This window comes from Nocardia donostiensis (assembly GCF_002081715.1).
Lineage (GTDB): Bacteria > Actinomycetota > Actinomycetes > Mycobacteriales > Mycobacteriaceae > Nocardia > Nocardia donostiensis.
Genome location: NZ_MUKP01000013.1, coordinates 103,740 through 115,592, shown reverse-complemented (window position 1 = coordinate 115,592; position 11,853 = coordinate 103,740). Strand labels below are relative to the sequence as shown.

The 11,853-nt window shown below is 66.7% G+C and carries 16 protein-coding genes; 10 read left to right on the top strand and 6 right to left on the bottom strand.

All coding sequences use genetic code 11. The annotated features are described in order from the left end of the window. The first annotated feature begins 103 nt into the window (after positions 1–103). From B0T44_RS11540 to B0T44_RS11530, 3 genes are all read left to right on the top strand, one after another. A complete protein-coding gene (locus tag B0T44_RS11540; protein ID WP_077119474.1) occupies positions 104–319 on the top strand; it encodes a hypothetical protein in 216 nt (71 codons plus the stop codon). After that, positions 312–776: a hypothetical protein gene (locus tag B0T44_RS11535; protein ID WP_077119472.1), complete on the top strand. Its 465-nt coding sequence runs from the start codon at positions 312–314 to the stop codon at positions 774–776. Before B0T44_RS11540 ends, B0T44_RS11535 begins: the two co-directional genes overlap by 8 nt. Positions 777–905: 129 nt before the next feature. After that, on the top strand, positions 906–1,748 hold the full coding sequence (locus tag B0T44_RS11530) for a phage major capsid protein (protein ID WP_077119470.1): 843 nt from the start codon (positions 906–908) through the stop codon (positions 1,746–1,748). 495 nt (positions 1,749–2,243) lie between these two features. Here the strand turns inward: B0T44_RS11530 and B0T44_RS11525 are convergent, their stop codons facing one another. Continuing rightward, positions 2,244–3,431 (bottom strand): helix-turn-helix domain-containing protein, encoded by a 1,188-nt coding sequence (locus B0T44_RS11525; RefSeq protein ID WP_077119468.1) that lies wholly within the window; start codon positions 3,429–3,431, stop codon positions 2,244–2,246. A 145-nt stretch (positions 3,432–3,576) separates the two neighbouring features. On the opposite strand from B0T44_RS11525, the gene B0T44_RS11520 reads away from it, so the two are divergent. Continuing rightward, a complete protein-coding gene (locus tag B0T44_RS11520; RefSeq protein WP_254854226.1) occupies positions 3,577–3,894 on the top strand; it encodes a hypothetical protein in 318 nt (105 codons plus the stop codon). Between the two features lie 656 nt (positions 3,895–4,550). Here B0T44_RS11520 and B0T44_RS11515 read toward each other — a convergent pair. After that, positions 4,551–4,748 carry a hypothetical protein gene (locus B0T44_RS11515; protein ID WP_077119557.1) on the bottom strand — a complete coding sequence of 66 codons (198 nt, stop codon included), beginning with the start codon at positions 4,746–4,748 and terminating at the stop codon, positions 4,551–4,553. 54 nt (positions 4,749–4,802) lie between these two features. Continuing rightward, complete coding sequence (locus B0T44_RS11510; RefSeq protein ID WP_077119466.1) at positions 4,803–5,012, bottom strand: BldC family transcriptional regulator; 210 nt, start codon at positions 5,010–5,012, stop codon at positions 4,803–4,805. Positions 5,013–5,314: 302 nt separating this feature from the next. On the opposite strand from B0T44_RS11510, the gene B0T44_RS11505 reads away from it, so the two are divergent. The 5 genes from B0T44_RS11505 to B0T44_RS11485 all read left to right on the top strand — a co-directional run bounded on the left by B0T44_RS11505 (position 5,315) and on the right by B0T44_RS11485 (position 8,176). Continuing rightward, entirely contained in the window at positions 5,315–5,677 is a 363-nt protein-coding gene (locus B0T44_RS11505; RefSeq protein ID WP_077119464.1) for a DUF4229 domain-containing protein, read from the top strand. Further along, the gene (gene cds1 / locus B0T44_RS11500; RefSeq protein WP_077119462.1) at positions 5,674–6,759 is read left to right on the top strand and encodes an L-cysteine desulfhydrase Cds1; all 1,086 of its coding nucleotides are present in this window, start codon (positions 5,674–5,676) and stop codon (positions 6,757–6,759) included. Before B0T44_RS11505 ends, cds1 begins: the two co-directional genes overlap by 4 nt. A 172-nt stretch (positions 6,760–6,931) precedes the next feature. Further along, positions 6,932–7,153, top strand: coding sequence for a helix-turn-helix domain-containing protein (locus B0T44_RS11495; RefSeq protein ID WP_077119460.1), 222 nt, complete (start codon positions 6,932–6,934; stop codon positions 7,151–7,153). Next, positions 7,153–7,734: a Clp protease N-terminal domain-containing protein gene (locus B0T44_RS11490; protein WP_077119458.1), complete on the top strand. Its 582-nt coding sequence runs from the start codon at positions 7,153–7,155 to the stop codon at positions 7,732–7,734. The genes B0T44_RS11495 and B0T44_RS11490 overlap by 1 nt, the downstream gene beginning before the upstream one ends. A gap of 58 nt (positions 7,735–7,792) precedes the next feature. Then, positions 7,793–8,176: a phage holin family protein gene (locus B0T44_RS11485; protein WP_077119456.1), complete on the top strand. Its 384-nt coding sequence runs from the start codon at positions 7,793–7,795 to the stop codon at positions 8,174–8,176. 11 nt (positions 8,177–8,187) lie between these two features. On the opposite strand, the gene B0T44_RS11480 is transcribed toward B0T44_RS11485, so the two are convergent. Next, on the bottom strand, positions 8,188–9,057 hold the full coding sequence (locus B0T44_RS11480) for a 1,4-dihydroxy-2-naphthoate polyprenyltransferase (protein WP_077119454.1): 870 nt from the start codon (positions 9,055–9,057) through the stop codon (positions 8,188–8,190). 28 nt (positions 9,058–9,085) lie between these two features. Beyond that, positions 9,086–9,553 (bottom strand): SRPBCC family protein, encoded by a 468-nt coding sequence (locus B0T44_RS11475; protein ID WP_077119452.1) that lies wholly within the window; start codon positions 9,551–9,553, stop codon positions 9,086–9,088. Between the two features lie 260 nt (positions 9,554–9,813). On the opposite strand from B0T44_RS11475, the gene B0T44_RS11470 reads away from it, so the two are divergent. After that, positions 9,814–10,083 (top strand): Rv3202a family protein, encoded by a 270-nt coding sequence (locus B0T44_RS11470; protein WP_139347925.1) that lies wholly within the window; start codon positions 9,814–9,816, stop codon positions 10,081–10,083. Here B0T44_RS11470 and menD read toward each other — a convergent pair whose 3' ends face one another. Then, complete coding sequence (gene menD, locus B0T44_RS11465; protein WP_077119447.1) at positions 10,084–11,730, bottom strand: 2-succinyl-5-enolpyruvyl-6-hydroxy-3-cyclohexene-1-carboxylic-acid synthase; 1,647 nt, start codon at positions 11,728–11,730, stop codon at positions 10,084–10,086. Positions 11,731–11,853: the final 123 nt, after the last annotated feature.

Genomic DNA, 11,853 nt, shown 5'->3' with positions numbered 1-11,853 from the left:
CCACGGCAGCTGCTCCGCCTCCCACGGCAGCTGCTCCGCCTCCCACGGCATAGGCGAGCCCTCCCCCCGACCTAGTCCCCCCTCCCCCCTCGAAAGGAGTCCCATGGGAGCCGAGCAGGACCCCGACCGCGACGGTTGGCCCGAGTACCACCGACCCCCGCGTGACATCGTGTCGCGCCGTGCACGACCGCCCGACGACATCCCGTCCGGCACGGTTGAAGTCGTCCATTACGAGATGACGCCGAACGGTATCGAGCGCGTCGCCGAGCATCTGGAAGTTACCCGCCCCTACACCGGAAGGAGTTCCACCCATGAATGATCAGCCCACCCCCGACCAGGCCGTAGCCGACGCCGAGGTTCCCACAGCCGAGGCATCCGTCACCGAGTCCGATACCGAGCAGCAGAGCGGCAACCGGGAAGCGGCGAAGTACCGGCGCCAGCTGCGCGACACCGAAACCGAGCGCGATCAACTTCGTGAGCGTGTCACCGCCTACGAGCGTGCGGAGGTGGAACGCCTGGTGGCCGATCACCTTGCCGACCCGGCCGACCTCTGGGTAGCGGGAACCGAACTCGATGCCCTCCGCGGCAAGGGCGGCGCGGTCGACCCGGAGAAGGTCAAGGCAGCCGTGGCCGAACTGCTCGAGCAGCGCCCGCACTGGAGGAAGCACCGGCCGCCCATCGCCCCACCGGCCAGCCTGGTGTCCGGCCTGGGCCGGGAGTTGGAGCGCAGAACTTCCTGGAAATCGGCGTTCGGTAGCGCCCTGGGCAGGGACTAGAATGTGAGGTGACGCGATCCCATCCGGCCGGTAGCCGAGGATCGCGTCACGCTCGCCCCAGCGGGGCAACCGGAAGCGGCTTGTAGCCCACCGGATTCCCATTCCCCGCAATCCGAAAGGCGAGCCACCATGGCTGTCTCCACCTCTTCATCCGGCATCGGCGGTCTACTTCCCGAGCAGATTCACCAGCTCATCGTCCAGCCGGTCGAGCGCCAGTCGGTCGCATTCCAGGCCACCACCATCTGGTCCACCGATTCGACCACAGCCAAGTTCCCGATCGTCACCGCCGACCCGTCCGCCGCGTGGACCCCGGAAGGTCAGGAGATCACCCCGTCAGACCAGGATTTCGACGAGCTCGAGGTCACTCCGAAGAAGGTCGCCGGCCTCACCATCGTGACAAACGAGCTGGCCGCGGACAGCAACCCCAATGCCCTCAACATCGTCGGCGCCGGCCTGGTCCGCGATATCGTCGCCAAGGTCGATTCCGCGTTTTTCGGTGTCACCGTCCCCAACGGCCCCAACGGTATCGGCGGCACGCTACATCAGACCGTGGACATCGGTTCCGGCATCACCAACACTGATGTGTTCGCCGAGGCGATCAGCAAGGCGGAGAACGTCGGCGCGCAGATCACCAGCTTTGTCACCCACCCGGACACCGCGCTGGAGTTGGCCAAGCTCAAGGAAGCCAGCGGCAGCAACAAGCCACTGTTGGGCCCCGACCCGTCGGCACCCGGCGCGCGAACCGTCCTCGGTGTGCCTCTGCTGACTTCCCCCTACGTCACCAATGGCGATATCTGGGGTATCCCGCGCGACTACTCGTTCACCGTGTTGCGCAACGACACCTCGCTCGCCATCTCCGAAGACGCCTACTTCTCGTCCGACCGGGTAGGCGTGCGTGCCACCATGCGCGTGGCGTTCGCGTTCCCCCACGAAACGGCCGTGGTCCGCATCGGCGTACCGAGCGGCAGCTAACCCACACCACACGCGACCCAGGGCAGCAGGGCACCAACCCCGTGCCCTGGGTCGCTCGTCCGCACGGGTAGATGCTGCATTCTTTCCCGTCTACGGTTCCCAGCGCCACCGCAGCGGGCCCCTGGGGGTGACCTCTCGGTGGCCATGCCGGCCTCCCTCGGCATAGGGCAATACCCCCTACGGAATTTTTTTCCACGGGCACCGGGGTGACCCCCCACGACCCCCGGACGCGCCCCCATGGGCTTAGACGTTCCGGCCGGTTACAGGCCTGGGGATTCCCGAGGTGAGGGTGTCCGCCGAACCGACACCCCTTGCGAGTGAGCCCGGCTCACGCTCAACTGTTGCTCCGCGGGCAACGGTAGGCCAGCGCCACACGCTTCAAGGGGGTGCCAATCTGACTGCCCCTTCCCCGGCAACCGTGCTGCTGATCGGCATGGCTGCCCTAAGCCTGGCTTAGCTCGGTGGATACCAGTCGTCACTGTGACAGATTCCTGGTCAGACCCTGATGTTCGCCCACTTCGCGAAGCGTGTCAGGGGATCAGTGCTGCGTCGGGCGTGGGCCAGGGCGCGTATGGTCTCGTGCACTTGGGGATGGTTGCGGGTCAGCTCGGGCGCTGCGGCGCGAGCCTTCTCCAGGCTGGCCAGAGCCCGCTGTTTGTCTCCGTGCAATAGCCACGCGCGTGACAGGTCTATGTAGTGGTGCCCGACCCGTGACGGCGCGACCGATGCGGGTAGCTGGATCCGCTCGGCGCGAGTGACCGCGGTCGTATAGTCCGACAGTTCGACCGGGACAGCCACAGAATGGATATCGACGTTCGACGGGCGGAACCCAGTCCCGTAGTTGCGATACCGAGTCCCAGCGAGGGCCGCCGCGATGCTCCGCGCCTCGCTCAGGTGTGATTCGGCGGTGTCGGCGTCGAGCGCGCGAGCGGACAGGATCGACCCCCGCAGATGCAGCGCACCGCGCACGGCCAGGAGGTCCGGTGTGGTCTCCAGTCCCTCACTGGCCGCGTAGGCGCGTTGGATGATCCGTTGCCCACCGCTGTAGGCGCCGGAGGATAGCAGGATCAACGCCCGGTTGTACTCGGCCGCGATCGGCCACACCTGGTCCCCGCTGCGTTCGGCCGCCCACACGCAGCGTTCGGCCGCCAACCCTGCAAGGTCGAGGTAGCCATACTGGTAGGCGAACAGCATCGCCTTGCTGTAGGCGTAGGCAAGAGCAGAGTGGATCTCCTCGAAGTGACGGCCCGCGGCCTCATCCTCGGCGAGTAGGTGCAGGCCGCGGATCACGTCGGGAAGGTCAGCGGTGAGATCGCTGTATCGGGCGCGGCGCATCCCCTCCCGCACCCGGTCCAATGTGCTGGTGAGTTCGTCGAAGGTGAGCGGAAACGCGGGTGGTTCGTCGTTGAAAGCCACAATCGCGCGGCGCAGCTCGGGGATAGTGGCGTGCGCGCCAGCGTCGTTCGGCTCGGGCGGGTAAGGCTGGCCGGTCAGGTCGGCGATACCGACACCCAGGACGCGCGCCACGGCCGCGATGAAGGCAGGGGAAGCGGGCCGAGATCCTTGCTCGACTTTCCGTAGCAGCGACAGCGACACGTTCGCTTTCTGCGCGAGCTGAGGTTGTGTGAGTCGCGCGAGTTTGCGTGCCCTGGCGGTCCGCGCGCCGACGCTCACGTCGTCCATGCCTCAACGGTGCCACAGGTTGTGGCACTTCGCAGACATCTGGCCGGACAAGGTTGAAGCAGCATCCGGCGCCGGGTCGACGGCCCCGACTCCCCGGCGCCGGGTGCCTGCCATACGCGGATGGGTCGGGGCATCAAGGGGCGAAATGTTCGGGGACAACAAGGCGCTCGGGTTGGTCAACCGAGGCATTCACGGCAGCGGTGCGGACCTGCACACGCTCGCCGAACGGCACGGCTACCGACTCGTGTTCACAGTCGCACTCGATACCGGCCCGCTGGTGGCCGGGCTCATCATCGCCCAACACATCTACGAGCACGGAGCCGCAGCCGTCGTCGTCCCGAACTTCGCCCACATCGACGCCGTGCGCCACATCGTCACCGACCTGGCCGAACTCATCACCCCGATGCGCACCTACCCCCGCGGCTACCGCTGGCCCGTGCTCGACCTCGAGGACGAACAGTGACGGGCGCAGACATAGCCCTGGTGCTGTTGGTGCTGGCTCTGGTCGGGCTGACGACATGGCTGTTCTGGCCCGAACGCCAAGCACGGGAGGGTTCCGCCGACCGCGACGAGGGATAGCCGACGCCGACAACCTGGGATGAGCGCAACTCACACCAGGAACTTTGCGTGATCCCGCAAAGTGGCGCCGACCATCTTGCCGACGCCGACCAAAGGGGCGGACTTCAATTCCGACCCTCGAGGGTGACCCGGAGTGCTACGGCGATCACCGAAACCGGCTGGGGTACTCACACCGAGTACCCCGGCCGTCTGTCTGACTGGCGCTTCGGTACGCAGAGGGTACGCAGTAGTGCCGAGAGAGGGCTAAACAGGCCAACGATGAACAACGCGCCTACCTGCGTATTTGTTACCCACGCCTAAACGCGCCGACAACAGCAAACGCCAAGATAGGCATTCATCATCAACATGGTGATCAGCGGTTTGCACAGCTACGCGGGACTGAGCTGACCGCAACTCGCTCCGCGCAGCATCAGCCGACCGGTACCAGCGAGCGGGTCGAATGCCAGCCCGCTAGGCCGCGTGCCGCTGCACTGCGGCGAGACCGAGCGAGGCGAACGGATTCGGAGAACGTGAAACGGGTATCGGACCGGACTCGGCGGATCAGCGTTCGGCCGACCCCGGATCGGTATCGCGATGTTGTTGACGAGAAATACGCCAGAGGAATTCGGGGTCGTCATCCGGGCCGATGATGCGCTTACGGGCCGGGCCGGGCGGTGTCGCTGTCCGCTCGGGGCCGAATGCCTTCCAGCACAGCACCGCGACAGCCACAATCGCGATGAGCGCCAACAGGTACGTCACGTCGTCCACCTCCTGACATCGAGGGTAGACCCGTGACCGGCCCACGCGCACACGTCAGCGTCGGGTCGCTTCTGTGGTGAGCGACTCGAGCAGCTGCATGACCTCCGATTCCCGGAACCGGCGATGCCCACCCGGGGTGCGTAGCGACCCGAGGCGACCGGCATGCGCCCAACGGGTGACCGTTTTCGGATCGACATGGAACAGGGCGGCAACCTGGCCCGGCGTCAGCAGGGTGTCCTGGCTGCCGACGGTGATCGCGGTCATGGCAAACCTCTCCGTATTCGACAACTTCCCTCATCAGATGTCGACATAGTGGCACCGCGACCCCTAGGTACTCGAACTACCCACAGTTGGTAAAGGGGAGGTAATAGACAAAACGGGCGTACCTCCGCCTCCGCTCCGGCCATGCGCATTTCTGTCACCTCCCTTGTTTGCACGGCTGGGTGGGGTATGCCCGGCTGCCGCTTTTGTTGCGGGGCGTGCGGCCTGCGTACCTCCGTGTTCGCTCCAGCGAGTGGGTCTGCGGGTGGGTCTGCGGCTCGGCTGCGTCCATTAGGCTGGACGGTGTGAGTAAGGCATCTGGATCAGGCGGAGCACCCGCCGGGCAAACGGGGGGATCCGCAGGCAAGCGACTGGCCCGCAACCTGGGGCTCTACACCTTGGCGCGACTCGGTCTGGTGGTGGCCGTCACCGCGGTGATCCTGTTCGGCGCCCGCCTGTTCTCGGTCGAAGTGCCGCTCATTGTCGCCGCGCTGTTCGCGCTGATCATCGTGATGCCGCTGTCGCTGGTGCTGTTCAAGGGGCTGCGTGCCAAGGTCAACGAGGACATCGCCGCGGTCGACGAACGCCGCAGGCAGGACAAGGCCCAATTACGTGCCCGGCTGCGCGGCGAAACCGGCGAATCAGCCGAGCGGGACGGCGGCGTGTGAAATCGGTCGACCGCCCAGCGCCACGTGACTGGGTCGACAACGCTATACGGCTGATCGACGCCGACACCCAGCGCAGTGCGGACACCCACCTACTGCGCTACCCGCTGCCGCCGGAGTGGAATATCCAGCTGTACCTCAAGGACGAGTCCACCCATATCACCGGCAGCCTCAAGCATCGGCTGGCGCGTTCACTGTTCCTGTACGCGCTGTGCAACGGCTGGATCACCGAAAACACCACGGTTGTGGAGGCCTCGTCGGGATCCACCGCAGTGAGCGAGGCATATTTCGCGAAAATGCTCGGACTGGATTTCGTCGCGGTGATGCCCGCGAACACCTCACCGCAGAAAGTCGCGTTGATCGAGGCTCAAGGCGGACGCTGCCATTTCGTGCAACGACCACCCGATATGTACACCGAGGCGGCCCGGCTGGCTGCCGAATGCGGCGGCCACTACCTGGACCAGTTCACCAACGCCGAACGCGCCACCGACTGGCGCGGTAACAACAACATCGCCGAATCGATCTTCGAGCAAATGGTGCTGGAAACCCACCCGATACCGGAATGGATCGTGGTGGGCGCGGGCACCGGCGGCACCAGCGCCACCATCGGCCGCTATATCCGCTACCGTCGCCACGCCACCCGGCTGGCCGTGGTCGACCCAGAGAACTCCGCGTTCTTCGGCGGTTACGAAACCGGTGACCCCGGCTACCAGACCGGGATGCCGTCGCGGATCGAAGGTATCGGCAGACCCCGTATCGAACCATCGTTCGTCGCCGAGGTAGTGGACCGGATGATGGAGGTTCCCGACGCCGCATCCATCGCCACCGCACGGCACGCCAGTCGCGTACTGGGCCGCCGCGTCGGCGGTTCGACCGGAACGAACCTGTGGGGCGCGTTCGCGTTGATCGCCGACATGCTCGACCGCGGCCGCAGCGGCAGCGTGGTGACCCTGCTCTGCGACGGCGGGGACCGCTACGCGAACAGCTACTACGACGACGACTGGGTCGCCGCCCGCGGTTTGGACCTGGCCGCCCCCACCGCCACCGTCGAGTTCTTCCGCGCCACCGGCGCCTGGCGCGACTGACGACTACCTCCGCCTTCGCTCCGGGTGTATCTCCGTCTTTTTTGCGGCCGTGTGTGACCTCGGCGTCCCGTTCTTACTTGGCCGCGGTTTCTGTGTTCCGCCGATGCAAACGCCGGCGAGATGTGTCAATTTTTGTTGACAAGCTTGGGGGTTGTCAACCAAAATTGACGTCATGACAGAAGCAACCACGTTGGCCGCGGCGGCGGGCAGCCCGGATCCGAAAGAGGGTCTGCGGGCGGTGCTGGCGCTGCGGCGGCTGCTGGAACGGCTGGAAGCGATACAGGTGGCTAATGCCAGGGACCAAGGCTGGTCGTGGCAGGCGATCGCCGACGCGCTCGAGGTCAGCAAGCAGGCAGTGCATCAGAAGTACAACCGGAAGGGCAGGGGCCGCTAATGTTCGAAAGGTTCAGCAAGAACGCCAGGATGGTCGTCGTCATGGCGCAAGAGGACGCGCGCGAGCTACGTTCCCCGCACATCCGCGTCGAGCACGTGCTGCTCGGCCTGCTGTCCCAGAGCGAACCCGAGCTGGTGGCGCTGCTGGAGCAGGCGGGACTCACCCGTGACGGCGTGCGCGGCACCCTCGCCGAGCGCGGCAAGCACGCGCCGCTCGGTAGCGAGGACGCGGATGCGCTGCGCTCCATCGGCATCGATCTCGACGCCGTACGCGACAGCCTGGAGGCAAGTTTCGGCGCCGACGCGCTCGACCGGGCCACCCCGCCGCAGCGGCGCGGCCTGTTCGGCTGGGGCAAATCGCTGAACTCCGGCCATATCCCGTTCACCGGGGACGCGAAGAAAGTACTGGAACTGTCGCTGCGCGAAGCGCTGGCACGTAAGGACAAAACCATCGAATCAGCACATGTGCTGCTCGGTATCCTGCGCGCGCCCAACGCCACCACATCGGCGCTCCTCGGCGACGCCGCCGGTATCGCCGTGCTGCGTGAGCGCGTGCACGGGCTGCTCGACCGCGTGGCCTGACTGCGCCGATTCGCCGGTGTGCCAGCCGTTATGGGTGGAATCGGCCTAGCATGTCTGCATGCAGCTTGTGCTCAGATTGATCATCACCGCGTTCGCCATCTGGCTGGCGGCGAGCTGGGTCGACAAGATCGACATCGTCAGTCCGGAAGATCAGGGCAACGGGGCGAAGATCATCGTCCTGCTCGCTGTCGCGGTGGTGTTCACCGTGGTCAACGCGTTGATCAAACCGATAGTGAAACTGCTTTCGCTGCCGCTGGTGATTGTCACGCTCGGACTGTTCCTGCTGGTGATCAACGCGCTCATGCTGTGGCTGACCGCGTGGATCACCGAGTTCACCGAGTACGGGTTGCGCATCGATGGATTCTGGGCCGCGTTGATCGGCGCGATCATCATTACGGTCGTCAACTGGGTGCTCGGCATCCTGGTGCCGGACCGGGACTGAAAGCCCGACGGTCAGCCGAACCCGAGCGCCAGCGCGCTCACCGCGGACCAGACCAGCAAGGCGAGACCGGAATCGCGCAATGCGGGAATGAGTTCCAGCCCGTTACCGCCGGAACGGACCGGGTTGTTCGCACGGACCGCCAACGGGACGGCGAGCAACCCGGCCAGCGCCCACGGGGTGCGCACCACCAGCAGCAGCGTCGCCAGGAACGGAACCACCAGCAGCACCAGATGCAGGGTGCGGGTGCGTGGATCGCCGAGTTTCACCGCGAGGGTGGTCTTTCCGGATTCGGTGTCAGTGGGGATATCGCGCAGATTATTGGCGACCAGCACCGCGCTGGAGAACGCGCCGACACCGACGGCGAGCACCGCCCCGGCCCACTCGATCCGCTCCGCCTGTACGAACTCGGTGCCCAATACGGCCACCAGGCCGAAGAAAACGAAAACCGCGATTTCGCCGAAACCGCTGTAACCGTACGGTTTGCGCCCACCGGTGTAGAACCAGGCGCCTGCCAGGCAGGCCGCGCCGATCAGCAGCAACCACCGCGCCGTCGTCAGCGCCAGCACCAGCCCGAACACCGCGCCGACGGTCAGGCTGGCAATCGCGGCGCCGCGGACCGCGGTAGGGGAGGCCAGGCCAGAACCGACCAGCCGCAGCGGGCCGACCCGTTCGTCATCGGTGCCGCGCACCCCATCGGAGTAATCGTTGGCGTAGTTGACACCGATGATCAACGCCAGCGAAACGACCAGCGCCAGCACGGCTTTCCACCACGCCGCAGCGTCCAGCGAGGCGGCGGCGCCGGTTCCCGCGAGGACCGGGGCGATAGCGTTCGGCAGAGTGCGGAGCCGGGCACCCTCGATCCAATGCGCTGCGGTAGCCATGTTCGCAGCCTAATGCGCTCGGCGGCAATCAGTCCGCGGCGGCTTCGGCGGCCGCCCGCAGCCGGGCCAGCCCCTTCTCGAAATCCTTGCCGACCAGCCGGTCCATCGGCATGACCCGGCCGAGCAGAGCCATCACCCCCGTCTGCTCGCCGTTCATCCGCCACACCACATCGGTACCGCCGGTGGTAGCCGGATTCAGGGTGAACGTGGCGGTGTTGGTGGCCCGCCACGGCCGCTCGAACGACACCCGCACCCTGATCTCCCGATCGGAGCTGGAGGTGATCTCCATGGTGCCGCTGCCCGCCTTACGGTTGCCCTCCCAGGCGTAGCGCGCCCCCGTCCCGGTGTCCGGGCCGCTGTACATCCGGCGCAGTTCGGGGTCGAGATCCTCCCAGGGTGACCACTGGGCCCAGTTGTGGAAGTCGTTGATCAGTCCGTGCACGCGTGCCGGTTCGGCCGCGATCGTGATCTGGCGTACCACCTCGAATTCGGCCATCCGCACAGCGTAAGCGACCGATCAGTAGGGCGGAACCCGTTTCGACCTGCGTGTTTCGCCGTCATCGCCGTGCTGCCGCCGGTCAGCGACACGCCCGAGATCGGTGAGTGAGACCACATCGTCGCGGGTTGCCCGATCCGGCGGTGCGGAGCATCCTCGACAGCGCCGGACTGTTTCCCCGTTACCTGGGTAAGCATCGATCGAGGCTTACCCCTCGGTAGAGGAAACCCCTCATAGGAAAACGCGGAGAGGAGCCCACGATGATCGATCGCACGCCCCGCACGGTGGACGAGGTGCCGGAAGCCGATCTCGCCGAGCAGTCGGTCCCGGCCTATCCCGACGACCCCGCGTACTCCGATATCGACTCCGGCGCCTTTCCCGAGGACACCGCTGCCACCGACGTCGAACCCGGTCCCAGCCTGCGCGACAACTGGAACGCCAACACCGCCGATATCGTCGAACAGTCCATCTCGGTGCCACTGGAGGACGAGTACGGCGATCTGGAGGACGAATACCCCGGCCAGGAGTGATTACGGGCCGATCTTGGCTTTCACGGTGGCGTGCAGTTCACGCAGTCCGACGCGTTCGGTGAGCACTTCGAGCACCCGGATGCCTGGCGCGCTGCCGGTGAGTTCTGCGGCCAGTTCGCCGGGATCCACCTGGCGGTGCGGGATGCGGTAGGCCGCGCACAGCGCCGCCAGGTCCATCCCGTGCGGGGTGCCGAAGACCCGCTCGAAAACGCCCGCGTACTGCGGGTCGCCCTGTTCGAGCAGTTCGAAGATGCCGCCGCCGTCGTCGTTGGCGACGATGATGGTCAGATCGGCAGGTCGTGGTTCCCCGCGCCCGATCAACAGCCCGGCCGCATCGTGCAGGAAGGTGAGGTCGCCGATCAGCGCGACGGTGCGGCCCGGATGGCGCAGCGCCGCGCCGACGGCCGACGATACGGTCCCGTCGATACCGGCCACACCACGGTTGGACAGCACGGTGACCCCAGGACGCGGATAGGAGACCAGGGCGGCGTCCCGGACCGGGTTGGATGCGCCGAGCAACAGTTGGTCACCCTCGCGTAGCGCGTCCATCACCACGGCGGCCACATGCAGGCCGGTGGGTTTGGGATGCCGGGCGATCTCCTCGCGCACCACCCGCCGTGCCTGCGCGTCTAGTTCGCGGCACCGCTCTAGCCACTGTTCGCTGGGCGCGCCGCTGGTAATCGCGCGGGTCCCGGTGCCGACCACGTTGCCGGAGACATCGGGCCAGCGCGGTCCGGTGGTCAACGCGTAGACGGTGACCGACGGGTCGGCCAGCACTTTCGCTACCTGACGGTGCAGTGTCGGGCGGCCGGTGATGATCGCCTGACGCGGTTTCAGCAGCGGCAGCGCCAGCGGGTGCAGGGCAGGCCCGTGCATGGGTGCGGTCGGTTCGGCGACGGTGGGCAATGCCGCGAGTTCCGGGCGCAGGCCTGCGCCGTGGCCGGAGACGACGACCGTGTCCGGGGTCAGATCGATTTCGAGCGGCACGTCGAGCGTGGCGTACTGAGTGGCTGTCCAGGGCTGATCGTCGGCGCGGCCCGCGGGCGCCTGCTCCTCGGGTGCGAAGTCGGGGACGAGTGGTTCTCGCAGCGGGATATCGAAATGGACCGGCCCGGCGTTCCCGGAGCGGGTGCCGCGCGCGGCCGCGAGTACCCGGCACACTGCCGAGCGCCAGACGCTGTTCTGCTGGGCGTACGGTCCGCTCGACCCGCCGTCGCCGGGCTCGGTTTCGGCCAGGCCGAGGCTGATCGCCGCGCGCACCTGACTGCCGAACAGCCCGAATTGTTCCACCGTCTGATTGGCGCCGGTGCCCAGCATTTCGTAGGGCCGGTTGGCGCTGAGCACGATGAGCGGAACCCGGGCGTAATTGGCTTCCAGAACGGCCGGGCCCAGATTGGCCACCGCGGTCCCGGAGGTCATCACCACCGGGACAGGGGCGCCAGAGGCGATAGCGATACCGACCGCGAGAAAACCGGCTGTGCGTTCGTCGATACGCATATGCAGCCGTAACCGTCCCGCGGCGTCGGCGGCCTGCAGGGCGAATGCCAGCGGTGCGTTGCGGGAGCCGGGACACAGGACGACGTCCCGGACACCGCCGCGGACGAGTTCGTCGACGACAACCCGCGCTTGCGCTGTTGACGGATTCACGCCTCCAGACTCCCAGACGCTGCCCGCCGCGTCTGCGTCGCCCTGCTCACACACGCGTGTCCCCCGGCCACCGGGCGTGCCACCCCCATGGAAACCGGATCACCCCTGCGAGATGCGGTGCAA

Excerpts from the sequence above, each read along its gene's own strand:
- B0T44_RS11540 (WP_077119474.1), top strand. The coding sequence starts at position 104 with ATGGGAGCCGAGCAGGACCCCGACCGCGACGGTTGGCCCGAGTACCAC.
- B0T44_RS11535 (WP_077119472.1), top strand. The coding sequence starts at position 312 with ATGAATGATCAGCCCACCCCCGACCAGGCCGTAGCCGACGCCGAGGTT.
- B0T44_RS11530 (WP_077119470.1), top strand. The coding sequence starts at position 906 with ATGGCTGTCTCCACCTCTTCATCCGGCATCGGCGGTCTACTTCCCGAG.
- B0T44_RS11525 (WP_077119468.1), bottom strand. The coding sequence starts at position 3,431 with ATGGACGACGTGAGCGTCGGCGCGCGGACCGCCAGGGCACGCAAACTC.
- B0T44_RS11520 (WP_254854226.1), top strand. The coding sequence starts at position 3,577 with ATGTTCGGGGACAACAAGGCGCTCGGGTTGGTCAACCGAGGCATTCAC.
- B0T44_RS11510 (WP_077119466.1), bottom strand. The coding sequence starts at position 5,012 with ATGACCGCGATCACCGTCGGCAGCCAGGACACCCTGCTGACGCCGGGC.
- B0T44_RS11495 (WP_077119460.1), top strand. The coding sequence starts at position 6,932 with ATGACAGAAGCAACCACGTTGGCCGCGGCGGCGGGCAGCCCGGATCCG.
- B0T44_RS11490 (WP_077119458.1), top strand. The coding sequence starts at position 7,153 with ATGTTCGAAAGGTTCAGCAAGAACGCCAGGATGGTCGTCGTCATGGCG.
- B0T44_RS11485 (WP_077119456.1), top strand. The coding sequence starts at position 7,793 with ATGCAGCTTGTGCTCAGATTGATCATCACCGCGTTCGCCATCTGGCTG.
- B0T44_RS11480 (WP_077119454.1), bottom strand. The coding sequence starts at position 9,057 with ATGGCTACCGCAGCGCATTGGATCGAGGGTGCCCGGCTCCGCACTCTG.
- B0T44_RS11475 (WP_077119452.1), bottom strand. The coding sequence starts at position 9,553 with ATGGCCGAATTCGAGGTGGTACGCCAGATCACGATCGCGGCCGAACCG.
- B0T44_RS11470 (WP_139347925.1), top strand. The coding sequence starts at position 9,814 with ATGATCGATCGCACGCCCCGCACGGTGGACGAGGTGCCGGAAGCCGAT.